Raw genomic sequence first — 26,262 nt, 5'->3', positions numbered from 1 at the left:
GCTACCTCCACCAAAACCGAATATTTTTTATAAACATAACACTTTTGTCCGGCTTTTAGCAAGAGCTCGTTGAACGAATTAACCGAACAGCATAAACATCGTGACAAAAGCCGCGTAAACCGTTATAAATTCTATGCATACGTGACTCATGCTCAACAAGTCCAAAAACAGTTGGTCCACTTCCGCTCATCAGTACTCCATCCGCCCCAAAGCGTGCCATTTGCTCCTTAATCCTTCTCACTTCAGGATACAAATCTAATGTAACTGACTCTAATACGTTGTGAAGATTATGACATATCGCTTTAAAATCTTGCTGTTCAATGGCTTTTAGCATTTCCGTTGTTGGCGCATGCTCTACATGACGTAAATCTAACCGCTTGTACACATCAGCCGTCGATACACCAATCGGCGGTTTCGCCAAAATGACCCAACATGAGGGTGGAGATGGTATCGATTGAATAACTTCTCCTCTTCCTGTCGCCAATGCCGTGCCCCCATAAACACAAAACGAAACATCCGAGCCAATTTCCGCTCCCAATTCTGCCAATTCATCTAGACTTAACCCTAATTTCCACAGTCTATTAAGACCTTTTAACGTTGCAGCCGCATCACTACTACCACCAGCTAAACCAGCGGCTACGGGAATACATTTTGTTATGTATATATCAACACCTAGACGAACATCAAAACGTTCCTTTAGCAATTCAGCCGCTTTATAAGCTAAATTACGATGATCATTTGGCACAAAGCCTTCTGATACCTCCACCTTGATGTTGCCACTCTCCGTTAAGGTGAGATCAATGCGGTCGGCTAAATCCACCATTGTCATAATCATCTCTACTTCATGATATCCATCTTCACGTTTTTTTACCGCATCAAGCGATAAGTTAATTTTCGCAGGAGCTTTCACCGAACATTTCAATCTAGTCACCTTCTATATTCCTTTTGCTTACGTTATTTTATCATTAGTCTAAACATCATACCACAGCCTAATCATTTTTATAAGAAAAACCACGGTAGCGTTCTTTCTTATTAGCGTTGTCTGGAGCCGTTACAACAGGTTTACGTTTTATGAAAGTGGGGTTCATTTAGAAAAACGCGTAACGAGCGAAGCCAACGCTCTCCATTGAATGGTTCCACTCTCTTCTTCAGTTCTTCTCACATTTCCTTCCTCAAATGATCCTTAAAAAAATCCGGATTTATGCACGGCTGTGCTAATCCGGATAACAACGTTACTTTTCACTAACGACCTCATGAGTAGACTGAGTCGGTTTAGACTTATAAATCGCCTTTGAAAGCAGACTTTGAACAATTAAAAACAAGCCCCCTACCGTCCAATATAGCGGAAGTGCTGCTGGTACCGTAAATGAAAACACTCCCATTAAAACAGGCGCTATATATCCAATAACAGCAAACTGCTTTGACTGCTGCGTTTCCATTCCCATTTGTGAAACCTTAAATTGAATTAAATAAACAAAAGCCGCAAGGAACGGTAAAATAAAATCGGTTTCGCCTAGATTGAACCAAAGAAAAGAGTGCTCAGCTATTTCCGGTGTCCTCATAATGGCATAATAAAATCCAATTAATATCGGGAACTGGATCAACATTGGCAAACATCCAATCGAGGCAATTGGATTAAATTGATGCTTCGTATAAAGCTCCATCATTTCCTTTTGAAATTGCTTCTGATTTTCCGGGTCATTTTTATCCTTAAACTTTTCTTGCAGCTCCTTCATTTCTGGCTGAATCACACTCATTTTCTCACGCATCGTCAATTGATTTTTGTATTGCTTTAGCATAAGTGGCATAAGAGCGATACGAACCAATAACGTTACTAGCACAAGCGATAAGCCGTAATTCCCATTAAAAAGCATCGCTATCGATTTTATTAAATAAGAAAAAGGGTACACAACGTAATGATTAAAGACTCCCGTCGTTTCCGCGTTAATCGGTTCTGTCGTAGCCTGACATCCACTTAAAATCATGAATAAGCCAATAATGACTAGTATGATATAAATCCTTTTATATGATGACGTGAATATAGATGATCGTTCCATATAAATCCTCCTCGTATGATTTCATTCATAAACGAAGAGTTTACATAGTCACCATCATCTTCAGGAGATTCCTTTCGTTTTGTCAAACAAGTTAGCCACGTTTGACGACGTTGCATTGGGCCGATAGGATCTATTTGACTTGGCACGAACACATCAAACGAATATAAACTACTTTTCGTTAACATGCGTTGCTTAATCATTAAGGACCGTTCCATATACTGAAGTACTTTATAGCTTGCAACAGTCAAAAAGATACTCATTGAGAGCAACAGTGGAATGATGTCCTGAAATGATTCAACTAACATCTATATTCACCTCCTTGTTAGCATACAAGATACACTTATCATCGTATAATTCCTTAATGAAGTCAAATGGTTATCATTTCAACTTTTCTTACCTTTTAAAAAAAGAAGACACCTCTAGAAACATTTTCGTTTCTTTCTAGAGGTGCCTTTGCTGTTATTTCTTCTGAGCTAGTTGTTGTTCAGCTATTTCAATCGCACGCTTCACCATATTACCTGCATCTCTGGCTCTTATGCCACCCCAGCCTTCCTTTTGGACTGTATCATAAAAACCTAATTCCTTGGCAAGCTCTTCCTTAAATTGATCTGACATGACACCACGACGTCTACTCATGCCTTAACAACTCCTTATCCAGAAGATAAATTGAGGCTAGGATAAAAGTATTTTAATAAATGAAAACCGAATAAACACATAGTGAAGCACATGAACCGCTCCTGAAATATACTTCGCTACGTTCTCTAGAAATTCGGATTCTCATCTAAACACTTTTGTTATGTCCCAGCATCCTTATTATGTGCCATGATACACAAGAAGATGCCCACCTAATCTATCCATTAGGTAAGCATCCTCTTGGCACTATCATATACACCTTATGCTTTCAGAGCCGTTAATTCAGAACCCTCTTCACATAATAACAATTCTACTGATTCGGTCAAAATATCAGCATAGCTATAAGACACGCGTTCAAAAGCATTTTGCTGTTCATCTAACTTCACGATAAAAACAGAAGGATACGTCTCCTCAAGCAAACCTGAACGTTCTGATGTCTTCTTACGACCACCATTCGCCTTAATTGTAATGCGCTTTCCAACATTAGCATCTAATGTGCGTTTAATATCAACCAACGTTTTTGGCATTCGAACACCCACCTCACTGTATAGTTATCATACCACAACCAACACAACAAGTCAAGCAAACGTAAAATTATAACAAGGGTTCAACTCCTCTGTCAATGCTTTTACTCGTTTTGCTTCACACATTTTTCATAACTCTCCGCTAGTATGTGAAAAAAATTAAAAAAATATGTATAAAATAGTCGACTGCATGAATATGAACATACAGGTCGACTATTTCTTTTTACACTATGTGTATAGTTAGTTTTTTACCTTTTTTCGATAGTCTCAATGATCGACTATTTATTCAGCCATCATGATTACTCTCTATATATGCGATTATAACCTTCTTTTAAAGGCATCCCGCGCCTCATGACACCTTTTGTTTCAATGCCTCCTAGTCCTCTTTCACCTGTTATCGTATTTCGCAAAATCTCAGTTAAATGAATCCGATCCATGAAGGACGTTAAGCTAATGCGAGAAGCGATATACACAGGATCTAGCGCGTGAATATTCACTCGTTCTGGTGAGCTAGCAAAATTAGCCCCTGCTTTAATAAGCGTTTCAAAGTGCGATTGACATGCTCCAGCAAAAATCACAAGGTCATCCCGATGCCACGTATAACTCCTTGCAATCCGAACGCACTCCGCAAAATATTTCGTATGACGATATGACCGCATATCATCCTTATTGCCCCTAGACTTTAAATACGCATCATGACCAGTAACAACAATAATATCGGGCTGGACTATCTCGATCAATGACCCTATTTGTTCCGGCATCTCCTTCTCATGTAGGTGGACGCCATAAACAGGTACACCAAGCTTTTCATACAAAGCTGTGCACTTTTTTAAATACAGACTATCACCATCTATATGAAGTACACGTCCACGCAATTCAAAAAAATTAATATCGCTAGCATATCCAGACGTGACTTCATATTCACCACGTTGCTTTAATAGCTTAGCATCTTGTCGAAAAAGATGATAAGAACTTTCTTCAACCTCTTTCGCCTTTTGAAGCATTTTCGTTCGTTCTTCTTCTGAAACAAGCACAAGGTCTTCTATTGGCGCATCCGCTAATAAACGCATATCCTCACCTACAAGTTCAACAACCGTCGAACGAATCTCAGATATTCGAAATAATAGATCTCGATTATAAGACAGTCGAGTGACGAGATCCCCTTTATTAAGCTTCATAACCACGCCCCCTCTCCACTTACCCTATGTTGTGAAAAGGGAGAAGGTGCTAGTCCATGACCCTTTTGTAAAGAGCATTACTTAATAAAGCGAACTCCTCCAATGACAATGTTTCTCCACGTCTACGTGGGTCGATTTGTATATCAATCAACACATCCTCGATTATTTCTTTCTCCGCTTTCGATAATAAATTATGCGTTAAATTGTTAAGTAGTGTTTTACGCCTATTGGCAAAGGATGCATGAAACACGCGAAAGAAAAAGGCCTCATCAATGAGCTCTACAGGGGGCTTCTCTCTCACTGTTAAGCGTAGTACAGCAGAATCAACACGTGGTTGCGGGATAAAGACGGACCCTGGAACGGTCATCACCTTCTCCGCCTTCGCAAAATATTGTGCCGCTATCGATAAGGCGCCATAATCCTTCGTTCCTGGCTTCGCCGCTATACGATCAGCAACTTCTGCTTGAATCATCACGACAATACCTCGAATAGGCAACTTCTCTTCTAATAATTTCATTAAAATCGGTGTCGTCACATAATATGGCAGATTTGCAACGACCATCACATCGTTTACGTCTTGAAAGTGTTCAGCGATGTATCGATGAAGATCGACCTTTAGTACGTCTGAATGAACAATATCGATATTCTGATAAGAAGAAAGTGTATCTTCTAGAACAGGTAAAAGACGCTGATCGATTTCAAATGAAACAACCTTTTTTGCTTGCTTCGCCAACTGCTCCGTTAAAGCCCCAATTCCCGGGCCTACTTCAATAACACCCGTTTCATTCGTAATAGCTGCAGCTCTCACAATATTATGTAGTATATTTAAATCGATTAAAAAATTTTGACCTAAGCTTTTTTTAGACTCAAATCCATACTTCTCTAAAATTTCCTTTGTTCGTAACGGGGTAGCAATATCCTTATTCAACACTGTTCCTCCTCAAATACTTTCTTCATCGCCAATGAAAACTCCGTTTGTGAAATACGAAACATCTGCAAACGCTTCTGTAATTGTTTCCCATTCGCATAACCAATATGTAGAAGCTCTCCTAAGCGCTCTCGCCTCCGTTTCGCCGTCGCCCCGGCAATAAGTCCTGCATCAAGAAGATCCTTTAGCGGTATACTAGCTTCAACATATTCCTTTTCTACATGGACATGACGCAGCGCTTCCCGAATCGCTGATGGAGATGCATGCTCCACACCAACACTGCCCTTTCGTTTCGCAATCGCTTCAGCTTTAGGTAAGAATGCATGCTTGCATTCAGGAATATGCTGACTAATAATGGTACGAATCCGCTCTCCTGGGTAATCAGGATCGGTCAAAATAATGACACCTCTTCGCTTTTGCGCCAATTCGACTTGAGCCAACACATGTTCTCCAATGGCCGAGCCATTCGTTTCAATCGTATCAGCATCGACAGCGCGTTTAATAGCGACTGTATCATCCTTACCTTCCACTACGATGACTTCCTTTATTTTCATTTCCTTCTCCTTAATCACTCTTTGTTAGCTATCTTCTACATCCAACTCATATGAAACATGAAGAGTCTTTTCGTTCTAAAACTGAAATAGAGTCAGTGAGGCTCAATCAGCCTCTTACCGCCCCCATCCTAAACTAGCCAGCCATTTACACTTTTTTATCTTATAACAAAAGACACAGAGTCACAACGCAACTCTGTGTCTAACCAATTTATTAATCTAATATCTTAATCTCAACCGTTCTAGTACCCCAACTGTGGGCATCTGCTTTCGTTGGCATATGCACATCAATCTTATTACCAACAATTGCACCACCTGTATCACCGGCAACAGCCGTTCCATACCCTTCTACATACACTTTTGAACCGAGTGGAATGACATTCGGATCAACAGCAATCACCTTCATATTCCGGTTATTATTTAAATTAATACCGGTTGCCGTTACTCCACTACATCCACTACAATTTGCCGTATACGCAGTAGATTCCACCGTCAGCGTTGTACCACTAGATGTCGATGTACTATCACTACTACTCGTTGTAGATTGACTTCTTGAAGGTGTCGGAGCAGGCTCCTTTGTTCCAACAGCAACAATTCGATCTGAGCTTTCCTTAACCGTTTCCTCTTTCACAAGTTCACGAGATACTTCTTCACCATCTTCAAGGATAACCTCATAATGCTTTTCGACCTTACCATCCTCACCCGATTGTACGACTTCCTCACTTCCTGAAAGTAAGTCATCATCCTTACGAGTAACTGTTGCAAAGTCAATTGTTTCTTCCACCACATCGGTGACTTTTTCTACACGTACGACTTGAATCGATGTTTCCTCTTCTAATCGTTCATCTAAGTCTGGCTCTACTCGATCCAGTTCATCTAACGTTACTTCTTCTCTCTCTAAAAAGTCAGCGACAGTCGTCGAAGTTGTCCAAATCTCATGTTGCTCACCGTCACTAATTAGTTCAACTTGAAAAGCAGATTCATAGATTAACTCCATTTGCTCTTCAATTGCTGCACTTAATTCAGGCTCTACTACATCGTGTTCTTTGTATTCAATTTCTAACTCGTCTATTAGTTCTTGGACCGTCTTTGACGTCGTCCATACTGCATCCTCTTGACCATCAATCATCGTGAAAACTTGCTTCGCTTGCTCCCAGGTGATTGTCATTTCATTCTCTATCTCTGTATCGACACTAGGTTCAATATGATCATATGATTGGACTTCCCACTCATACTCTTCTAACAGATCTGCGACTGTATTAGCGTGTGTCTCAACAACGGTTTCTTCACCATCAATCATAACGGTTACCGTTGCTTTTGTCGTTTCGTATACAGCGTATGTGATCAAACTTACGAAGAGTATTAGACTAATCGAGGATATAATCGTCTTCTTCCCTAATAGCTTCTTGGGAAGAAACTTTATCCTGTTTAAATCCATGATATGCCCTCCTCTTTGGTATCGTCCGAATTATAAACACTGTACCTCCTCTTTGTCAACTGATTGTTTTTGATTGACACATCTCCCTTATTATCTATGAAGGTGTCCCAAAAGAAAACAAAAACTTATCGACAAGTCCAATTTATGCAATGACACCACGGTGTAGAACCAATTCGAAACGATTGATCATTTGACACAAACTTACAAGCATCTCCAATAATTGTTAGGGTTTTATGTTGAAAATTTCTTTTGCATTAGCTGTTGTCACCTTCATAATTTCTTCCAAATCCATCTCTTTTAACTGAGCGATTTGCTCAGCAACGAGGCGGACATATGCAGGCTCATTACGCTTCCCACGATTTGGATGAGGAGCTAAATATGGACAATCAGTTTCAATTAATAACCGCTCTAAAGGAATCGCTTTTGCAACCTGTTTCGGTCGTTTTGCATTCTTAAATGTCACAGGTCCTCCTAATGAAATATAGAAGTTCATGTTCATACACTGTTCCGCAATTTCTACACTACCACCGAAGCAATGCATAATACCACCGACCTCGGAGGCATTTTCTTCTTTCAATATATTAACAATATCTTGATCTGCATCACGATTATGAATAATAATAGGTAATTTGACCCGTTTCGCTAATGCGATCTGCTTGCGAAATACATCCTTTTGTACCTCTTTTGGTGACTTTTCCCAATGATAGTCAAGTCCCATTTCACCGAGAGCGACGACTTTCGGATGAGATGAAAGCTCCTCGAGCCATTTTAAATGTGCATCGGTCATCTCGATCGCATCAACAGGATGCCAACCAACTGCGGCGTACATCCATTCATAAGTATCGACCAGTTCTAGCGCTCTTTTGATCGTCTTTTCATCGAACCCAACCACAACCATATTCTTAACGCCAGCAGCCTCTGCTCTCTTTATAACTTCGTCTAAATCCTCTTCAAATTGATCAGCATTTAAATGTACATGAGTATCAAATAACATTTTCATTCTCCTAGTACGTAATAATATTCGAGTATCATAAAGCTTAAATAAAGAGCAACATACGAGGACACCGAAAAAGCGGTAACCAAACTTTTTCAGTGCCCTTCATCATACTATAGCCTTTATACTTTATTTTACTTTTGCTCCATTTGGTAATGAACCATCAATTGTCGCTAATTGGAGCTTCTTTCCTTTAGTCCCTGCTAAAATCATCCCTTGGGATAATTCTCCACGTAATTTTACAGGTTTTAAATTCGTGACACAAATCACCTTCTTACCAACTAATTCCTCAGGTGAGTAAAACTTAGCAATCCCTGACACAACCTGTCGCTTCTCACTACCAACATCGAGCTGAATTTTCAATAGACGGTCAGCACCATCGACTTTCTCTGCTTTTATAACTTCTGCTACCTTTAACTCTACTTTTGAGAAATCATCAATCGTAATTTCATTTTCGTCCTCAATTTCTTCTATTTTGTTATCCGATTTTATCGTTCCACCCATTTGACCAACAATATATTTAACCTCTTCCTCGACATCTAATCGTGGGAAAATAGGATTGCCTTTTTCGACTTTTGCTCCACTTGTATGCTTGCCAAATGAATGAATCGTCAACCAATCGGTATCATCCTCAACAACGCCTAATTGCTGCCAGATCTTCTTTGGAGCTTCGGTCATAAATGGTTGTAACATAATAGAAATAATCCGTAACGATTCAGCTAAATGATACATGACAGAACCAAGCTCTTCTCGCTTCTCCTCTTCCTTAGCGAGCATCCACGGCTGTGTCTCATCAATGTATTTATTCGTGCGGCTAATCAGCTGCCAAATGGCCGTTAATGCGACAGAAAACTCCATATCCTCTAGAGCATTTTCCACCTTAGTAATAGCCGCCTCAACGGATTCCAGTAGCTCACGATCAAATGGAGTAGCATCCTTCACATACGCAGGTATGACACCGTCAAAATACTTATTAATCATCGCAACCGTTCGGTTTAGGAGATTTCCTAAATCATTTGCTAAGTCATAGTTGACACGTTCAACGAAGCCTTCTGGTGTAAATACGCCATCAGAACCAAACGGAACTTCACGTAATAAATAATAACGAAGAGCATCTAATCCGTATCGATCAATTAATGGTACAGGATCGACAACATTTCCTTTTGACTTCGACATCTTGCCATCCTTCATTAGTAACCAACCGTGACCGAACACCTTCTTAGGGAGTGGCAAATCAAGAGCCATTAACATAATCGGCCAATATATCGTATGAAAACGAACAATCTCCTTACCAACAATATGGACATTTGCAGGCCAGTACTTTTCATATAAGCTTTGATCGTCGTGTCCGTAGCCTAGAGCCGTAATATAATTCGATAACGCATCGATCCAAACGTACACAACATGCTTTGGATCACGTGGCACCTTCACACCCCAAGTAAAGGAAGTTCTCGATACAGCAAGGTCTTCGAGCCCTGGTTTAATAAAGTTATTAATCATCTCATTTTTCCGTGATTCCGGTTGAATGAAATCTGGATGATCCTCATAAAACTTCAACAAACGATCCGCATACTTGCTCATTTTAAAGAAATACGATTGTTCGCGAACCTTTTCAACAGGGTGACCACTATCTGGACTTTTCCCCCCAACAATCTTCCCGTTCTCATCCTTAACCGGATCAACTAGCTGTAACTCCGTGTAGAACGTTTCATCAGGAATTGAATACCAGCCTTCATATTCATCTAAGTAAATATCTCCTTGATCAATTAACCGTTCAAAGATTTGTTCAACGACTTTCTTATGTCGTTCCTCTGTCGTACGAATGAAATCATCATACGAAATATCGAGCTTCTTCCATAGCGCTTGAATACCACTTACAATTTCATCGGTAAATTGTTGTGGCGTCAGTCCTTTCTCTTTCGCCTTCGTTTCAATTTTCTGTCCATGTTCATCTGTTCCTGTTAAATAGCGAACATCATATCCTCTTAAACGCTTATACCTCGCCATCGCATCGCCTGCTACCGTTGTATACGCGTGACCAATATGTAGCTTATCACTCGGATAATAAATCGGTGTTGTCAAATAAAAGGTTTTGTTTGTCGACATAACCCATGTCCTCCTTATTTTTGATACATTTTTTTGCATACAAAAAGCCCTCATCCACAACGGGACGAGAGCATCGCTCACGTGGTACCACCCAAATTCCCTTTATTCCTCACAGAAAAAAGGCTTACGAAGTTATGAACTTCTCTGTTAACGCCAGCAACGTCATATGCTTATGCTTATGCACTCACATATCATTCCTCATTGGACCATCTTCCACCTATCATCTATACTGGTTTTCAGCTCCCCCAGCTCTCTGCATAGCACATGCTACCTATAGACAAATGAGATGTACTCATCCCTTCATCGGACTTTTTCTATCAAATTCTTTTATAGTATAACCAAAATATACCGAATTTACGCTGTGTCGTCAAGATCGTGTGTACATGGTTGCAAAAGGTGTTTTCTCTTTTTTTATATAGCCGTCTTCACTAAGTCGCTCAAGCTCCTTTTTCCACGCTTGTACATCCCAGCTTTTTTTCGCTGCAGTATTTAAATGAGGTAATAATGTCATTATGTCCATCTCAGCAAATGGGAGGTGCTCATCTAATACAGAAATAAGCTCATCGACTCCTTTTGCATTCATTTGCTCAAGTTCATCAAACGGGTTCAGCGTATGGGGGCTCGTTGAATGAGCCATTCGGATTCGAATTGCCATCGTTCGTCCCATAATCGCCGATGATACAAACGCATCACCAGATCGTAAATAGGGCAGACGCTTTCCTTCCTCTGCCGTTAAATCGGTTTCCTCTTTAATCGTTTGGATATCCGTTCCACGTACCGTTCGAAAAACAAACTTTGTATTCAGCTGTGCCGTAATCGTCTCATCAAGTAATGTCGGTCTTTGTGTAGCAAATATAAGAAAGACTCCATACTTACGTCCTTCCTGAGCAATTTCTTTCAAGACTGATTTAGCAGGCGCATCAAACCCTTTTGGTGCAAAGTTATGTGCTTCATCTGTTACGACTAAAAAAGGCGGGAAGAACTCTCCTTGCATATGCTGAAGCTTTGCATCACGATACGCTCTTCTCTTCCCATATAGTGCTCCAATCACATAGCTAGAGAACACTTGTAATAACCAAACGGCACCTTGTACGACGACAAGCTTTCCCGCATACATTCCTTCTTCAATCGCCCGAATGTTTTGCTGGAACAACCCCGCTTGGTGGAGACGATGAACTCGCCATTGAATTCCTTTTACCGATGCAAGTGGCAAACTGCCATATTGATCGAGCAGTCGCTTAAATAATTGATAACGCTCCATTTCTTCTCTTGTCATACCGCCATCATGTAAGAAGCCCTCCACCTTTTGTTTACCCATTTCAAGAGCCTCTGCTAAATGGGCGATCCGATCACTAAATGACTGGTAGCTATCCTTGCGTTTATGAATGGATTGGATGACGTTAATCATCGACTCTGTTAATGAACCTGCTGCTGCTAACAATCGCTCTACATCTCGAGTCGTAAGCGCTGAAAAATCTACACCGACATCTTTTCCAATTTGGACAACCGTATAATTTTGTTCATAGCTTCTTCCCTCTATCCCTTCTGTCTGTGCGGCGAAGTTCATTTCAAAATGAGGATCGAAGACAAGACTAGGAATGTGAAGCTTCATTAATTCCTCAAGCATGACACGTAACCCAAAGGACTTCCCTGAACCAGACCCTCCAAATACGCCAATATGAGGATATTGCTGCATGGAACGAATATCAAAGATAAAAGGGACACCATTTTGTTCACGTAAGCCGTGATGATCATGGATTGATAATAAGCCTGTTAACGGTGACGGTAACGTCTCTGAAATGAAATCAGTTGATTTCACTTCTCCAAGAATTAACCCATCCTCCGGCTGAGCCTTCACTAGTAAATGTTGAATTTCCTCAAAGTGAGGGTGTCTCACTTGGGCCCCTGTTTGAATAGGTTGAATCGCTTCTTCAAACAGCCGAGCCTTTGCTAAGTGGATATCATCTGAGCCAATATCATAACCAATTTGCTCTAACGTCTTTAGCACTTGGTCATCAGCAATACCTTTATCAAAGCCCATCGGAATATAGCGATTATAAGAAAAGGTCTCAACTACCTCTCCTTTCGGCTGATAGAGAGAATCATCTTCGATAACGAGCATTTCATTCATACGAAATTTATGTGTCTTTGAAGCAACATACACTTCATGCTGTGTCGTTACACCTACTATTTGCATTCGATTTCCTCCTTAATAAGGCCTACTAGTACGTTTCTTCGTAAAGAAACGTTGCTTTAATTGTGGGTGAATATATTGCTCTACCATCGCTTCAACTAATGCATCTGTTACACGTACTTCACGATCAATCATATCTAACCAGAGTGGAATACCACGTCCATCCTTCGGTGTTAATGTCAGCAACACCTCTGCAATTCTATCCCGATACTCGGCTTGCTCCATCAAAATATCAAACCCTGTTATCGCAGGGTCTGTACTTAGCCTAACCCAAACCGACTGCAAGCCAGCCTTGTGCTGAATCTCTTCAATATACAATAGTTCGCCTTGCTTGAGCACACCGAATAATAGATCTCGATCATATGTGTGGGGATATCGTTCATATGAAGAGAATTCACTTAGCTTCACCAAATTCTCTGTCGTAATTTCCTCAGATACACCAACAAGTAAGACGTCTTCCTTTAATGCCTTTTGTCGAAGCTTCTCCCATTCATTTGGCGCATCAATACGATAATGATAAAGCGCCCCATCCATTAATAGTAGTCGTATTCTCCTCTCATCTATAAGCTTATAAGCCGCTTCTAGTTCATGCTTAGCTAACATATGAGAACGCATCTGAGCTGTTGTTTGTTCATTGTTTTCCATTTCCATTAATGGGGTATAGACTTCTGCAGACATACATTGGTGGCCAGTTGTCGTTTTCGCTAACGCTTGGAAAAAATAAAGAACGTGCGGGTACTCGCCTTTTGTTTGATTCACTGATCCATCTACAGCCGCTACTTCTTGACCATCTACCATTCCGTCAGCTGTTCAACTGATAATCGGTTGATTTGTCTATGGTCAGTATGAATATTCGTTAACTTTTGTCGAATCATATCTTTTTCTCTGGTTAAAAAAGCATAGGTTTCTTCCAAATGATGATTAATTTCTTTCATTTTTTCTAGTAAATCTGGATTAAGTTGGATCATACTTTTGCACCTCCTATTACGAGATTGACTTACTTCTAAGGTTTTTCACTGTCAATTAGCAATAAAATATTTTAAATAATGTAAAAAAGTATTTGACTTGTTTTGGAAACACTGGTACTCTAAGAAAAGAAAGAATTATGTCGAATAATGACTAAATAAAACTAATAAAACAAACTGAGTTTGAGAGGAGACATATACTATGAAATCTACTGGTATTGTACGTAAAGTTGACGAGTTAGGTCGTGTCGTAATCCCGATTGAATTACGCCGTACACTTGATATTGCTGAGAAGGATGCATTAGAAATTTATGTTGATCACGATCGTATCATCTTAAAGAAATACAAGCCTAACATGACCTGTCAAATTACTGGTGAGGTATCTGATGATAACCTTTCTATCGCAAACGGAAAGATCATCCTTAGCCCACAAGGTGCAGAAGAGATTCTAAAAGATTTACAGTCATATTTAGCATCAAACAAAGGGTAATAACTATAAGGAATTATGATAGAGAATGTACCAAAGGGACATACCCCTTTGATACATTCTTTTTTTAATTTTGATGATAACTAGCATAAATCTCACGTTTAGGTTGTTTACGTTCTAATGCAACCTTCTTAATCGCATCCTTCGACGTCAGACCAGCCGCCATATAATGATCAACATGTTCATTTATTGTAAAGGATTCCCACCAATCGTTAGCTTCAGCCTCACCGCGAAAGCCTTCAACGACAATACAAAATTCCCCTTTCACTTGCCCCGTTACAGTCCACTCCAATACTTCATCTAACGTCCCTCTTATGTACTCTTCAAATTTCTTCGTTAATTCCCGACATACACTAATAGGACGATTTCCAAACACGTTTCTCATCGTCGTCAACGTGGCCTTTAAACGATGTGGCGACTCATAAAATAAAAGTGTCGCTTCTTGATGGATCAGCTTCTCAAGCTCTTCCTTTTTCCGTTTTTCGTGACGAGGTAAGAAACCGACAAATTGAAAAGAATCCGTTGATAAACCTGAACCAACTAAGCTCATTAAGGCCGCATTCGCACCAGGCAATGGAATCACGGAAATATGTTCCGTAATCGACTCTCGTACGAGCTCTTGCCCAGGATCAGATATAGCCGGCATTCCCGCATCGCTCACTAAAGCAACCTTTTTCCCGCTTTTCATTTCATTGATGAGCTTCGTTCCAGCTTCCTTTCGATTATGTTCATGATAGCTCACTAATGGAGTCGTTATCTCAAAATAATGACAGAGCTTCTTCGTTTGTCGCGTATCTTCAGCCGCAATCAAGTCCACTTCCTTTAATATCCGAACCGCTCGATAGGTCATGTCCTCTAAATTTCCAATCGGCGTAGGCACTAAATAGAGGAGACCTGATCCTTCGTCATTTAAAAAGCTCTTCTGTTGCTTCATCTACATCCCTACCTTCGTACGAAATTCACCTTCATATATTTGTAAAAAAGCTTCATGATATCTATCCTCTTCATTGTAAACAAAAATAGGGGGTAAACAAGTGACGCCAGCCCGACCTTCCTTACGCCCTTCTACGAGTACAATATTCGCTTCTTTACTCGGTTTCGCATGAACAAATTGAATTCGTTTCGGCTCTATTTTGCATACTCGCATTTCATTCAGTAAGTCCGTTAACCGTTCTGGACGATGAACGAAGGCCACGCGCCCTCCATGCTTAACATAACGACTTGCCACACGAATGACATCACTTAATGTACAATGGATTTCATGTCGAGCAATTGCAACGTATTCATTCATATTTTGATCTCGTTTTGTGTTGGTCGGGAAATAGGGAGGATTACACGTGACAACATCAAATGAGCCTTCTAATTGGACATCAACTACATTTTCATGCACAAACGAAAGGCGATGTTCCAATTGATTCAACAACACCGAACGACGAGCCATATCAATGAGACGCTTTTGTATTTCGATACCGACAATCTGAGCTTGTGTACGAGTCGTCAAGGCGATTGGAATCACTCCATTCCCTGAGCACAAATCAAGAATCCTTCCTTTACGAATCGGGACTTGAACGAAACGCGAAAGCAAGATTGCGTCAATTGAAAAAGAAAAAACATCACTGCTTTGTATAATTTGGAGCTCTGTACCAGCGATCCGATCTAGACGCTCACCTTCTAATAATTCTATTTCCATCATCTATATCCTAACTTTTTAATTTTTTAAGAAAAACGCGAAAGCGTCTTTTCTTAATTGCGTTGTGCGAAGCCGTTACAACGGGTTCAAGTTTTTATGAAAGTGAGGTTAATTTCATAAAAACGCATAACGAGCGAAGCCAACGCTCTTCATTGAATTTCCCCGACAGCTTCTTCGGTTCTTCTCTGCCTGCCTCGAATTTTATACATTCTTACCTTTTAAAAAAGGCCCTTAAAAGGTAAATCCCTAACCTTTTAAGGGCACTTCATGATGTTGAAACCATTATTTCTGATGGAGGAAAGAGAGACAAAACAAACAATCCTCACCTTCAGCGCGAATGCTACCATAATGGGTATTACATACGTGGAATCCTTCTTGATAGAGCCTTGCTAAATTATCGTAACCTTCACCAACAAATGGCTTTTTCTTCTTATCCTCTCCAGGTGACTCCTCGGAATCATCCTCCTGGACGTCAACATCAAGACGTTCGCGAAGCTTTTCATTTTCCATTTGCAAATAATGATTTTCTTCAATTAAATAGGCTAATTGTTCCTTCAACCCTCTTAACTCATGATGCAATTCACCAAGACGCTCTTCTAATTGACTCACCTGCGTAAATACAGCCTTCTTATCCACGATGTACTCCACCCCACTATTCCGTGGCTTCAACCGGTTTATTCGTTAATTCTTCTAATGTAAATTCAACTATCCCCTCACCATCAGCTAACTCAACCTGAACGAGGTGCTCTAGTAAATTTAAACCTGTCACTTTCCCTTTTCCATGCGGCGTACGAATAATCTTCCCAACATCCGGAAGCACCTTCTTCGCTTCCTCATAAATATCATTTTCATACTTCAGACAGCACATGAGTCGGCCACACAATCCAGAAATCTTAGCCGGATTTAGTGAAAGGTTTTGATCCTTTGCCATTTTAATCGAAACAGGCTCAAAATCCCCGAGAAAGGACGAGCAACATAACACCCTTCCACAAGGTCCTATCCCGCCGAGCATCTTCGCTTCATCTCGAACACCAATCTGTCGTAATTCAATTCGTGTTCGAAAGACAGATGCTAAGTCTTTCACTAATTCCCGAAAGTCAATTCGACCATCGGCAGTAAAATAAAATAGAACTTTATTTCGATCAAATGTATACTCAACATCCACAAGCTTCATATCAAGCTGATGCTCATTAATCTTCTCTGAACAGACGAGAAATGCCTTTCTCGCTGCTTCTTGATTCTCTTCTACCACAAGCTTATCCTTAGCTGTTGCTATTCGAATTACTTGCTTTAAAGGTAGAACGACGTCATTCTCACCGACTGTTTTCGTTTCAATTACGACTCGTCCAAACTCCACTCCACGTGAGGTTTCAACGATAACATCTTCACCCTTCTCTAACTGAAACGTACCTGGAGAGAAATAATAGATTTTGCCTGCTTTTTTAAAGCGTACACCTACAACTTGATGCAATCTTCTATCCCTCCTGTATCGAAAGCATTAACTTCTCCATTACCAATTGCGGATTCACATTCGCATGCAATTGCTTCTTTGCCTCGAGCACAGCAGCCATGTGACGACTAAGTCGCTCCTGGGAGCTTTGAAGCGCTTGCTTCTCTAATGAATCGACTTGATCGATAAAGGAAACCGTATTTAAATTGCCGAGCTTGGCAAACAAAAGATCCCTAAACCATAATAGGAGCATATCTAACCCTATTTCTTGCTGAGCTTTGTCTTTAAACGTTCCCAACCACTTTTCTTGAATCGTAAAAAGCAACTGTGAAGGTCGACCGTAAAGCTCTTCCATCAATTGTATCACTACGCTTCGTGCTTGTGCAATCCAATCCTCTTGAACGAGATCCTTCACTTGGTCAAAACTTGTTGTTAAGCTAGCCAATAAATGAGCATTTGTTCTAGAAATGCCTTCATTTATCAGAAATTGGATAAATGGCTCTCTTGCTAACGGGGCAAAGCTTAGCAGCTGACTTCTTGACTGGATCGTCGGCAATATATTTTTCCCTTGCTCGGTCATAAGCACGGCTAGCGTTGTTCCATTTGGCTCCTCAAGAAATTTCAAAATACTATTCGCCGCACTTGCCGTCATCTTATCAGCATCTCCTACGATATAGACCTTTTTTATAGATTCGACACCACGGTACGCAAACTCCTTTTGTAAATGCTCAATTTGTTGTTTTTTTATCGATTGCCCATCTGGTTCGATGATATGTACATCTGGATGATTGCCATGTTCAATTCGCCGACATGACAAACACTGCTGACACGGCTCAGTTTCTTCAAGACTCTCGCAAAAGAAGCTCTTCGCTAATTGAAGAGCTACGTCTTTTTTCCCTGTCCCTTTACTACCTTCAAACAAATAAGCATGAGCTAATCTGTTCTTTTGTAACGTTCTCATGAGGATGTCAATGACTCTCGGCTGTATTTCTGCTAACTGCTGCCATGTTTTCATATATTATAACTCCTTAAAACTGTTCAAACTGTTCAACCGGTAACACAAACACCGTAGCACCGCCAACTTGTACTTCGACAGGGTATGGAACGTATGAATCAGCATTCCCACCCATCGGTGAAATTGGGGCAACGAGCTGGTCACGACTTTCACAGTTCTCTTTTATTATTCGCATAACATCCTGTATGTTCTCATCTTCTGTTCCAATGAGAAAAGTTGTATTTCCAGCCTTTAAGAACCCACCTGTACTCGCAAGCTTCGTCGCTCGATAATCAGCTTTCACTAGCGCATCAGATAATTTCACACTATCCTTATCTTGCACAACTGCCATAATTAACTTCATAACTCTCAGCTCCCGTCATTTGAATGATCGATTCGTGACTTTTCGTGAAAGCGGCTTTCAGATAACCCCAAAAGCACCCCCACCATTTACTTACTCTTTTAATAAAGTCTCTACCTCTGCCAAAGCCATACGATAAACCGTTTCAACATCTTCATTAGCATTTATTTTCTTTATACGATCAGGGTATTGCTCTAACAATAGCTCGTAGCCCCGACGAACACGATCGTGAAAGCTTTTCTTTTCCTGATCAAGGCGGTTGTTTTCTCGCTCCTGATTAGCCGCAATCCGTTGTAATCCTATATTCGGATCAACATCAAAGAAAAGCGTCAATTGAGGCATACACCCATCAATCGCAAAGTCATTGATTGACTGGATCGCATCCACCCCAATACCTCGCGCATATCCTTGATAGGCCAAGCTGCTATCGATAAATCGATCACACAGTACGACTTGCCCCGCCTCAATAGCTGGTAAGACCTTCTCCACTAAATGTTGCCTTCTCGCTGCAGCATAGAGGAGTGCCTCTGTTCGACCATCCATTTCTGTATGGGCTGTATTCAATAGCACCTCGCGAATCTGTTCGGCAATTCGAATACCTCCTGGCTCACGCGTCCGTAGTACGTCATAACCTCTTCCGACAAGCTCTTCCTCAAGGCGATCAAGCGTCGTCGTCTTCCCCGCACCTTCTCCACCTTCTACTGTTATAAACAAACCTTTACTCATTCTATTTCCTCCGAATCTACTACTAAAACCTCATCCACTCGTTTCTTCCCTTGAAAACGAGCACCTGCATCGGCTAATTGTTGAATATAATCAACCGTTCCTTGCTGAATCACCTCTCCTCGCAGTAATACGGGAATACCAGGAGGGTACGGAATAATCGACTCTAATGACATTCGTCCAGACGCTTCGGTGAGTGGAATTGTTGTTTGCTGAAGTTTATGAACTCGACCTAATTTCATTTCAGTAAAGCGCACATCTGACGCCCATGAGGAGAGAGAAATGGAATCTTTCTCGTTCACGACAGAATAGGTAGAAAGCTTTTCTCTTAGCTTATCTAGCACACCTGTGTCCAAACGTAAGGGAGCCAGGCCAAACACGAGCAGAACATCTCGCTCTGTTGCTAATTCAACGTACATGCCACACTCCATCATCACATCCTGCAGCTGATAGCCTGATAATGCAGTTCTTGATCTAATTGTAACTTTTAACGGATCATAATGATAGCTTTGATTATTCGACTCTATCACTTTAATCTGTTGTATAGTACTTAATTCTCGCTTAATCGCTTCAATCCCTGCTAAGATCTCTGCAATATCCCCTTCTGTTAATCTTTCAACAAACTCGCGAGCACCATCCAATGAGGCCATTAATAAATAAGATGGACTACTTGACTGGAACATCGTTAGTGCTTCTTTTATTCTATGAGCAGCCTCCATAGGAAGGTGCTTACTTATATGTAAAAAAGAACTCATCGTTAACGCTGGTAGCATCTTATGTGCAGATTGAACAACGACATCTGCTCCTAATTCACACGCTGATGGGGGAAACTGCTGACTAATGACAAAATGAACCCCATGAGCCTCATCGACTAGTACAACTAATCCCCGCCTCTTCGCCTCCTCAATCACCTCTTGAATGTCCATACTCACACCGAAATAATTGGGATACGTCAATATGACACCTTTGATCTGTGGAAATTGCTCCAGAGCTTGTCTGACAATAGCTGCTGTTATTCCAACGCCTTGCCCTAAATGCTCATCATACTCCGGTGTCACTAGGATCGGTGTCACTCCTGCAATCTCACATGCATGAAAAAGCGACTTATGACTATTGCGTTGCAAAAGGACTGTATCTCCTCGCTCAAATAAACCATACACCATCGCAATATTCCCTGCTGTTGACCCCCCAACAAGAAAATGAGTTTCACTCATTTGATAAAAATGAGCTGCCTTCTGTTGTGCCAGAGCAATTGGGCCAGTTGGATCATGGAGGTCATCAAGCCCTATTAGCTCCGTTACATCATACGGTAGCACAGATTGAAAATCACCTTGCAACGCGTGTGAGAAAACGTGACCATTTTTATGTCCTGGAACATGTAACGAGAGAGGTTGCTGCTCTATATGCTGTTGAATCGCCGTAATTAATGGCATTGATTGCTTCATTCCCTTCACCTTATTTCTTTCTTTTTACACTTGCTCAAAAGGATCGGTATTAAACCTTTTTAAAACAACTGTACACGTTTTATAACCCAACTATAATGTATCATAGTTGGGTTACGCATTTTCCATATTATTTTTTCATCGTTTCACTAAATGTATGAACGATCTGATCATAAGCCCCTTCACCCATCTCCGTTTGAACGACAATCTTTTCGCACTCATCACAAAGGGAAACAGACCGAAACGTGATCGTTTCAACACACCATTTCTTACACACACTACATTGGATACGAACCACCTTTATCACCTCTTACTCCATTGTCGGCAAACAAGGAAAGTCTCATACTATACGTTATTCGCAGGAATATGCTTTGTGCCTATCCATACCTGAAACCTTCCTTCTAATCTTTTCGTATATTTAGTATAGGAAAGGACTCTGAAAAAGGTTGGTTTTTACCTTTTTTAGTGCCTTTATCATTAAGGAGGTTGGACGTATGTTAACCCTTGCCGAAAAACTATTATTAATTGCTTTAGATGATCAAACAGGGAAAATAAACATGAATGCATCACAATCCATTCACTATGGCTTAGCTGGTGCGATTTTAATGGAATTAACAATGCAACGTTGCTTAGATTATAATGAAAAAGACAAAACCATCCATATTCCACAGAATGCTAATTGTAAAGATGAGCTTTTAAACGACTCTTTGCTTTATTTAAAAGACAAATACCACGGAAAAACACCTAAGCTGCAACGTGTTGTACAAACACTCGGATTTCACATAAACTGGCATAAGAAACATATCCCCTTCATTGAACGCCTAATTGAAAAAGGAATTCTTACAAAGGATGAACAAAAGGTGTTATTTCTTTTCACTAGAAACGTGTATCCTTCCACTCAGTCTGGCAGAGAAGATAGCATTCGTGAAAAATTGAGAAAGGCCGTCCTATCCAATGAAGATCAAGAGATGGAAGAGCAAATCTTTAGCTTAATTGGTTTACTAAAAGCATGCCAAATTGACAAGCAACTCTTCTCAAAAGACGAATACAAGCTAGCAAAAGAAAAGATTAACAGGTTGATGAAAAAGAGCCCACACGGCAAAGCCGTTTCTGATACGATGCAAGCCATGCAAGCAGCCGTTATAACAAGTGTGACAACCACAGCAGTAGTCGCTGCTTCAAGCTCAGCGTCATCTTAAAAAATATACAAATAAGGATCTGGCATATGCCAAGATCCTTATTTACTATTTAGCCAATGCATCAACAACCTCTTCTAATTTCATACCACGGGATCCTTTCACTAAGACAATATCTCCCTCTTCAACGATCCGCTTCAATGTTTCAATCAATGCTTGTTTGTCATTAAAAGCATGGACCCTCTCAATTGAAAAATTCTCTTTCGCCCCGTCCGCAATCTTTCTGCCGAGTGCACCAAATGTGATAACATAATCGATTTTCTCTTTGTCAATCCCTTTTCCCACATCATAATGGAATGATTCTTCCTTTTCACCGAGCTCGAGCATATCACCGAGCACAACTATTTTTTTCTTATAGCCCTGTAAATCCTGCAGCAGTTCAATCCCAGCTCTCATGGAAGTTGGACTAGCATTGTACGCATCATTAATGACCCTCACTCCAGCTTTTCCTTCGAGCAATTCCGTTCTCATCCCTGTTATCTTCATCATTTCTAGCCCTTTTCTAATATTAGCGTTCGATACCGCTAACGTCTTCGCAAGCGCAATCGCTGAAAGAGCATTATGAATATTATGCTTACCGAGAACAGGAATGAAGAACTCTCCCTCACCATCTATCGTAAAATAAGTACCTTCGCTCTTCTGCTTTATTTGCATTGGGTAATAGTCACTTTCCTTAGAACGACCAACCGTCGTCACCTGATACGGGCTATTTACGACTTTTTCTGTTAATAATGGTTCATCACCATCGATGATAAGCATTCCACTTTCCCGCAAGCCTGCTGTAATTTCAAACTTCGCTTCGGAAATCGCTTCACGAGAGCCTAAATCCTGTAAGTGAGACTCTCCGATATTTGTAATAATCGCAGCGTCTGGCTTAGCAATGGACGAAAGAAGTTCAATTTCTCCACGCCCACTCATGCCCATTTCCAACACGGCAATTTCCGTATCTCCCTCTAATCGCAAAATCGTTAACGGTAATCCTATATGGTTATTGTAATTTCCTTCTGTTTTCTGAACTTTATACATCGTCGCGAGTACAGACGTGACCATATCCTTCGTCGTTGTTTTCCCATTGCTACCCGTAATACCAACGACCTTTGTAGACAGGCTTGCCATATAGCTTTTAGCTAAGTCTTGCAACGCCAATAGCGTATCCTCTACATAAATAAGCGGTATATGAGCAGGGGGATTCGGCTGATTTCGTTGCCAAAGTGCTCCAGCTGCCCCATTATCGATAGCAGTACTAACAAAGTCATGACCATTGAAGTTCTCACCAACGATAGGGATATATAGGTTCCCTCTTTGAATCGTTCTTGTATCTGTCGAAACGCCTACTGCTTCTACAGAGCTAATATCTCCTTCAACCACATCACCGTTCACCCATTTAGCAATATCCTTAAATGTCCTCTTTATCATTGCAATCGCTCCTTATGGAAAAATGATTCATCCACTTCTAATTATACGTTATGTAAAAGGAGGCTGACTCACTATCGAGTCAACCTCATTACTATATATGTGTCTTAAAAGGTATATTTAATCTTCTGTTTCTCCTCATGACGCTCTACTCCTAGCTGAACGAGCTTCTCAATGAGCTCGGAGTATGGCACGCCTGATTCTTGCCACAGCATCGGGAACATACTGAATGGTGTAAAGCCTGGCATCGTGTTCACTTCATTCATGAGCACGTCACCGTCCTTCGTCAAAAAGAAATCGGCACGAACGAGCCCAGAGCAGTCGAGCGCTTTGAACGATTGTATCGCTACACGCTTGATTTCTTTATATTCCGCTTCAGTAATGTCAGCAGGGATAATAAGTCCCGTGTCTCCATCTTCATATTTCGCCTTATAGTCATAGAAATCGGTTTTCGGGACGATTTCACCAACAACTGAACATTGCGGGTCATCGTTTCCTAAAACGGCAATTTCCACTTCGCGTCCGTCGATTCCTTCCTCAATTATAATTTTACGATCATATTCAAAGGCTTCCTTAAAAGCATTTTCTAAGCTCTCTCGATCGTTACATTTACTAATCCCAACACTTGAGCCTAAATTCGCTGGCTTCACAAAGCACGGGTATCCAAGTGTTTGTTCGACGTTTTGATACGCTACTTCCGTGTCCTTTTCCCAATCAGGTCGAATGTAGGATACATAATTCGCTTGCTTAATTCCTGCCTGCTCATAAATATTTTTCATCATTACTTTATCCATACCAGCAGCAGATGCTAGTACGCCATTGCCAACATAAGGGAGATTTAACAGCTCTAATAAGCCTTGCACCGTCCCATCCTCCCCATTCGGACCGTGAAGCAATGGAAAAACAACATCAATCTTATCAGCCTTCGTTTCATGGTTGATTGAAACCGGGAAGATTTCTGAGTTTAGTGCAACTGGAGAAACGACTTCTCCTTCTTTTAATTGGAGCTCCTTCACATCCTCGACTGGACGTTGTAGCTGCTCTCCTCTGATCCACTCACCTGTTTCAGAAATATATATAGGATGAATTTCATATTTGGTTAAGTCTAATGCTTGAATAACTGCCTTTGCTGTTTGTAATGATACTTTATGTTCAGCCGATTTCCCACCGTATAATAACCCAAGTTTTATTTTCATATTCAACCTCCACATCCATTTTCCCTTTATATTGTAACACTACCGCTCCCAAATGAAAGACTCATTTTTCATTCATTTATACGCTCACACTAGTTCATTAGCCTATTATTCACTAATGTATGTCAAAACATTTTCTTTTGGGATGAATTTGGGGAAGTTTTTTGTGTAAAACAAAGAGTGTAATAAAGTGAAAGATATAGACTTGAACCTAGTACCCTAAATGATTAGACTGTAAAGAAATGTAGAGAAGAAGACTAAAACGTGTTCAGCTGAGAAATCTGAGCAATGCGCGGACGTAGCAAATGAAATATACGTAGATAGCTGCTGTTTGCTTTGCGAAGCTCTCTCGATTTATGGTTGGCCAAATTTGAGTGGGAATGTGCTTGAATCAATGATTTACAACTACATAATAAGTTTATTGATCATCACAAGGCTATTAAACCCTTCCTCTTCAGCTCCCACAGCTTCTTAAGATTGCCTGAAATCTGATATTCAAGTCCATCAATATAGGATGTTACTCCCCAAACACCTCAACCGTAACTGGCCCGATCAACCCGGAAGGCAAAGCCAACCGATCCATTTCATTAGCCTTACTGTTCGTCACAGCTAGCTCGATCACATTCTCTCCTTCACGTAACAAACCCGCTACCTCAAACGAATAAGGTGCCCACATCTTCACACCTATTTCTTCTCCATTCACCGTCAGCTTGACGATTTCTTCGACTTCACCACAATCGATAACGGCCTTCTCAATCGGTTCCTGCAAGTGAAGAGTCGTCCTATAGGTGAGCGTTCCTGAGTAATAGGTCATTTGCGGCCACTCTGTCCATGATTGTAACGCGGTCGTCTGTCTTTCGAATGCTTCTCCTGTTACCGTCCATTCTTGATTGAGTTCGATCATTTTAATCGGTTCCTTTATTGGCTCAGGATCTCTAATGATCGACTCTCGATTATTCGGATCGACCATTAGGATGATACTCTCACGTCGATGTAAGGTGAGAGGAACCTCCTTCGCTTGACCAAGCTCCTCTATCGTTCCTTTCCATGCATCCCACAACTCAACTGTACCTGTTTCACGTATTGTGACCGTACCATTGAATGACTCTTCGCCTTCATGAACAAGCAAGTAGAAGAAGCGATCTCCCTTTTCAACATGACTGATCCGAATGTCGGGGCATCGTGGATTTAATCGAACCGTTTGCTGTTCGGACTCGATTAACCGATTCGCTCCTTCTTCAGGTTTTGCAACGATGATCGCTCCTTCCACGATTTGTTCTTCGCCAACGGTAATCACCGTACCCCCTTGCTTTATCCAGTCTCGTAACTGTTGCTTTGTCTTTTCCTCAAGCAAATAACGCCCGTCTATAACAACGGTCGAGTACGATTGTGCCTCAATTTGAATCAAGCCAGCCGCCATTTCAGCCTTAGACAACAGGAGGGCTTCCTCGACATAATTAAATTCAATTTGCTGTTCATAGAAGGGCTTCACCATTTCCCACGGCAAGTGATTCTCTCGACAAAGAACCGCGACCTTCGTCGTGTTCACACTATCGGTCATAAGCCAGCTTACACGCTTAATATAATTACTAAAAAACCGGTAGTAAGGCCACCAGCTACTATGCATCCCAACATCTGGCGGACGCTCATGGCTCCGTCTCTTGCCATCAATGGAATAATAAAAGGCATGGGGGATAATCAGGTTTACTCCTCTGACAAATAGCCAATCGAAATACCATTTCATA

The 26,262-nt window shown here is 40.9% G+C and carries 28 protein-coding genes; 2 read left to right on the top strand and 26 right to left on the bottom strand.

From position 1 onward, the window contains the following. Positions 1–55 precede the first annotated feature (55 nt). The 14 genes from ispE to JCM9152_RS23400 form a co-directional block, all read right to left on the bottom strand. On the bottom strand, positions 56–922 hold the full coding sequence (gene ispE / locus JCM9152_RS14620; protein WP_035345783.1) for a 4-(cytidine 5'-diphospho)-2-C-methyl-D-erythritol kinase: 867 nt from the start codon (positions 920–922) through the stop codon (positions 56–58). Between the two features lie 310 nt (positions 923–1,232). Next, positions 1,233–2,057 carry a membrane protein insertase YidC gene (gene yidC / locus JCM9152_RS14615; RefSeq protein ID WP_035345781.1) on the bottom strand — a complete coding sequence of 275 codons (825 nt, stop codon included), beginning with the start codon at positions 2,055–2,057 and terminating at the stop codon, positions 1,233–1,235. Continuing rightward, complete coding sequence (locus tag JCM9152_RS14610; RefSeq protein WP_035345779.1) at positions 2,003–2,362, bottom strand: hypothetical protein; 360 nt, start codon at positions 2,360–2,362, stop codon at positions 2,003–2,005. The genes yidC and JCM9152_RS14610 overlap by 55 nt, the downstream gene beginning before the upstream one ends. A gap of 154 nt (positions 2,363–2,516) precedes the next feature. After that, positions 2,517–2,693, bottom strand: a complete 177-nt coding sequence (locus tag JCM9152_RS14605) for a small, acid-soluble spore protein, alpha/beta type (RefSeq protein ID WP_035345777.1) — start codon at positions 2,691–2,693, stop codon at positions 2,517–2,519. Between the two features lie 257 nt (positions 2,694–2,950). Continuing rightward, positions 2,951–3,217 carry a biofilm formation stimulator Veg gene (gene veg, locus JCM9152_RS14600; RefSeq protein WP_035345775.1) on the bottom strand — a complete coding sequence of 89 codons (267 nt, stop codon included), beginning with the start codon at positions 3,215–3,217 and terminating at the stop codon, positions 2,951–2,953. A gap of 296 nt (positions 3,218–3,513) precedes the next feature. Further along, positions 3,514–4,392 carry a sporulation peptidase YabG gene (gene yabG / locus JCM9152_RS14595; RefSeq protein ID WP_035345773.1) on the bottom strand — a complete coding sequence of 293 codons (879 nt, stop codon included), beginning with the start codon at positions 4,390–4,392 and terminating at the stop codon, positions 3,514–3,516. A gap of 49 nt (positions 4,393–4,441) precedes the next feature. Then, positions 4,442–5,320, bottom strand: a complete 879-nt coding sequence (gene rsmA / locus JCM9152_RS14590; protein WP_035345771.1) for a 16S rRNA (adenine(1518)-N(6)/adenine(1519)-N(6))-dimethyltransferase RsmA — start codon at positions 5,318–5,320, stop codon at positions 4,442–4,444. Continuing rightward, a complete protein-coding gene (gene rnmV, locus JCM9152_RS14585) occupies positions 5,317–5,874 on the bottom strand; it encodes a ribonuclease M5 (protein ID WP_035345769.1) in 558 nt (185 codons plus the stop codon). Before rnmV ends, rsmA begins: the two co-directional genes overlap by 4 nt. A gap of 211 nt (positions 5,875–6,085) precedes the next feature. Beyond that, positions 6,086–7,309 (bottom strand): resuscitation-promoting factor, encoded by a 1,224-nt coding sequence (locus JCM9152_RS14580; RefSeq protein ID WP_035345767.1) that lies wholly within the window; start codon positions 7,307–7,309, stop codon positions 6,086–6,088. A gap of 223 nt (positions 7,310–7,532) precedes the next feature. Next, the gene (locus tag JCM9152_RS14575) at positions 7,533–8,303 is read right to left on the bottom strand and encodes a TatD family hydrolase (protein WP_035345765.1); all 771 of its coding nucleotides are present in this window, start codon (positions 8,301–8,303) and stop codon (positions 7,533–7,535) included. A gap of 129 nt (positions 8,304–8,432) precedes the next feature. Next, positions 8,433–10,409, bottom strand: a complete 1,977-nt coding sequence (gene metG, locus JCM9152_RS14570; RefSeq protein WP_035345763.1) for a methionine--tRNA ligase — start codon at positions 10,407–10,409, stop codon at positions 8,433–8,435. Between the two features lie 367 nt (positions 10,410–10,776). Next, a complete protein-coding gene (locus JCM9152_RS14565) occupies positions 10,777–12,606 on the bottom strand; it encodes an ATP-binding protein (RefSeq protein WP_035345761.1) in 1,830 nt (609 codons plus the stop codon). Between the two features lie 12 nt (positions 12,607–12,618). After that, positions 12,619–13,401, bottom strand: coding sequence for a DNA double-strand break repair nuclease NurA (locus tag JCM9152_RS14560; protein WP_235715728.1), 783 nt, complete (start codon positions 13,399–13,401; stop codon positions 12,619–12,621). Continuing rightward, entirely contained in the window at positions 13,395–13,571 is a 177-nt protein-coding gene (locus JCM9152_RS23400; protein ID WP_235715727.1) for a hypothetical protein, read from the bottom strand. The genes JCM9152_RS14560 and JCM9152_RS23400 overlap by 7 nt, the downstream gene beginning before the upstream one ends. Before the next feature lie 199 nt (positions 13,572–13,770). Here JCM9152_RS23400 and abrB point away from each other — a divergent pair, with 199 nt between their 5' ends. Beyond that, positions 13,771–14,058 carry a transition state genes transcriptional regulator AbrB gene (gene abrB / locus JCM9152_RS14555; protein ID WP_035345759.1) on the top strand — a complete coding sequence of 96 codons (288 nt, stop codon included), beginning with the start codon at positions 13,771–13,773 and terminating at the stop codon, positions 14,056–14,058. A 64-nt stretch (positions 14,059–14,122) separates the two neighbouring features. On the opposite strand, the gene rsmI is transcribed toward abrB, so the two are convergent. The 9 genes from rsmI to JCM9152_RS21980 form a co-directional block, all read right to left on the bottom strand. Further along, positions 14,123–14,989, bottom strand: a complete 867-nt coding sequence (gene rsmI / locus JCM9152_RS14550) for a 16S rRNA (cytidine(1402)-2'-O)-methyltransferase (RefSeq protein WP_035345757.1) — start codon at positions 14,987–14,989, stop codon at positions 14,123–14,125. After that, complete coding sequence (locus JCM9152_RS14545) at positions 14,990–15,745, bottom strand: tRNA1(Val) (adenine(37)-N6)-methyltransferase (RefSeq protein WP_035345755.1); 756 nt, start codon at positions 15,743–15,745, stop codon at positions 14,990–14,992. A 282-nt stretch (positions 15,746–16,027) separates the two neighbouring features. Then, positions 16,028–16,381, bottom strand: a complete 354-nt coding sequence (gene yabA / locus JCM9152_RS14540; RefSeq protein WP_035345753.1) for a DNA replication initiation control protein YabA — start codon at positions 16,379–16,381, stop codon at positions 16,028–16,030. Positions 16,382–16,397: 16 nt separating this feature from the next. Beyond that, a complete protein-coding gene (locus JCM9152_RS14535) occupies positions 16,398–17,216 on the bottom strand; it encodes a PSP1 domain-containing protein (protein WP_035345751.1) in 819 nt (272 codons plus the stop codon). Between the two features lie 4 nt (positions 17,217–17,220). Continuing rightward, a complete protein-coding gene (gene holB, locus JCM9152_RS14530; protein ID WP_035345749.1) occupies positions 17,221–18,210 on the bottom strand; it encodes a DNA polymerase III subunit delta' in 990 nt (329 codons plus the stop codon). 13 nt (positions 18,211–18,223) lie between these two features. Next, on the bottom strand, positions 18,224–18,553 hold the full coding sequence (gene darA / locus JCM9152_RS14525) for a cyclic di-AMP receptor DarA (RefSeq protein WP_035345747.1): 330 nt from the start codon (positions 18,551–18,553) through the stop codon (positions 18,224–18,226). A 90-nt stretch (positions 18,554–18,643) separates the two neighbouring features. Then, positions 18,644–19,276, bottom strand: coding sequence for a dTMP kinase (tmk, locus tag JCM9152_RS14520; RefSeq protein ID WP_035345745.1), 633 nt, complete (start codon positions 19,274–19,276; stop codon positions 18,644–18,646). Beyond that, the gene (locus JCM9152_RS14515; RefSeq protein ID WP_035345743.1) at positions 19,273–20,718 is read right to left on the bottom strand and encodes an aminotransferase class I/II-fold pyridoxal phosphate-dependent enzyme; all 1,446 of its coding nucleotides are present in this window, start codon (positions 20,716–20,718) and stop codon (positions 19,273–19,275) included. The genes tmk and JCM9152_RS14515 overlap by 4 nt, the downstream gene beginning before the upstream one ends. A 127-nt stretch (positions 20,719–20,845) precedes the next feature. Continuing rightward, on the bottom strand, positions 20,846–21,013 hold the full coding sequence (locus JCM9152_RS21980) for a sigma factor G inhibitor Gin (RefSeq protein ID WP_158318443.1): 168 nt from the start codon (positions 21,011–21,013) through the stop codon (positions 20,846–20,848). Positions 21,014–21,209: 196 nt separating this feature from the next. Here JCM9152_RS21980 and JCM9152_RS14510 point away from each other — a divergent pair, with 196 nt between their 5' ends. After that, on the top strand, positions 21,210–21,914 hold the full coding sequence (locus tag JCM9152_RS14510; protein WP_035345741.1) for a GOLPH3/VPS74 family protein: 705 nt from the start codon (positions 21,210–21,212) through the stop codon (positions 21,912–21,914). Positions 21,915–21,959: 45 nt separating this feature from the next. On the opposite strand, the gene JCM9152_RS14505 is transcribed toward JCM9152_RS14510, so the two are convergent. The 3 genes from JCM9152_RS14505 to JCM9152_RS23395 form a co-directional block, all read right to left on the bottom strand. After that, positions 21,960–23,327: a UDP-N-acetylmuramoyl-tripeptide--D-alanyl-D-alanine ligase gene (locus JCM9152_RS14505; protein ID WP_035345739.1), complete on the bottom strand. Its 1,368-nt coding sequence runs from the start codon at positions 23,325–23,327 to the stop codon at positions 21,960–21,962. Positions 23,328–23,431: 104 nt separating this feature from the next. Beyond that, on the bottom strand, positions 23,432–24,520 hold the full coding sequence (locus tag JCM9152_RS14500; RefSeq protein ID WP_035345737.1) for a D-alanine--D-alanine ligase: 1,089 nt from the start codon (positions 24,518–24,520) through the stop codon (positions 23,432–23,434). A 514-nt stretch (positions 24,521–25,034) separates the two neighbouring features. Continuing rightward, positions 25,035–26,261, bottom strand: coding sequence for a glycosylhydrolase-like jelly roll fold domain-containing protein (locus tag JCM9152_RS23395; RefSeq protein WP_235715726.1), 1,227 nt, complete (start codon positions 26,259–26,261; stop codon positions 25,035–25,037). Between the last annotated feature and the right edge of the window lies 1 nt (position 26,262).

Origin of the sequence: Halalkalibacter hemicellulosilyticusJCM 9152 (assembly GCF_000513115.1) — a bacterium.
GTDB classification, from domain to species: domain Bacteria; phylum Bacillota; class Bacilli; order Bacillales; family Bacillaceae_D; genus Halalkalibacter; species Halalkalibacter hemicellulosilyticus.
The sequence above is the reverse complement of the archived record's forward strand: the minus strand, read 5'-3'. Positions and strand labels throughout refer to the sequence as shown.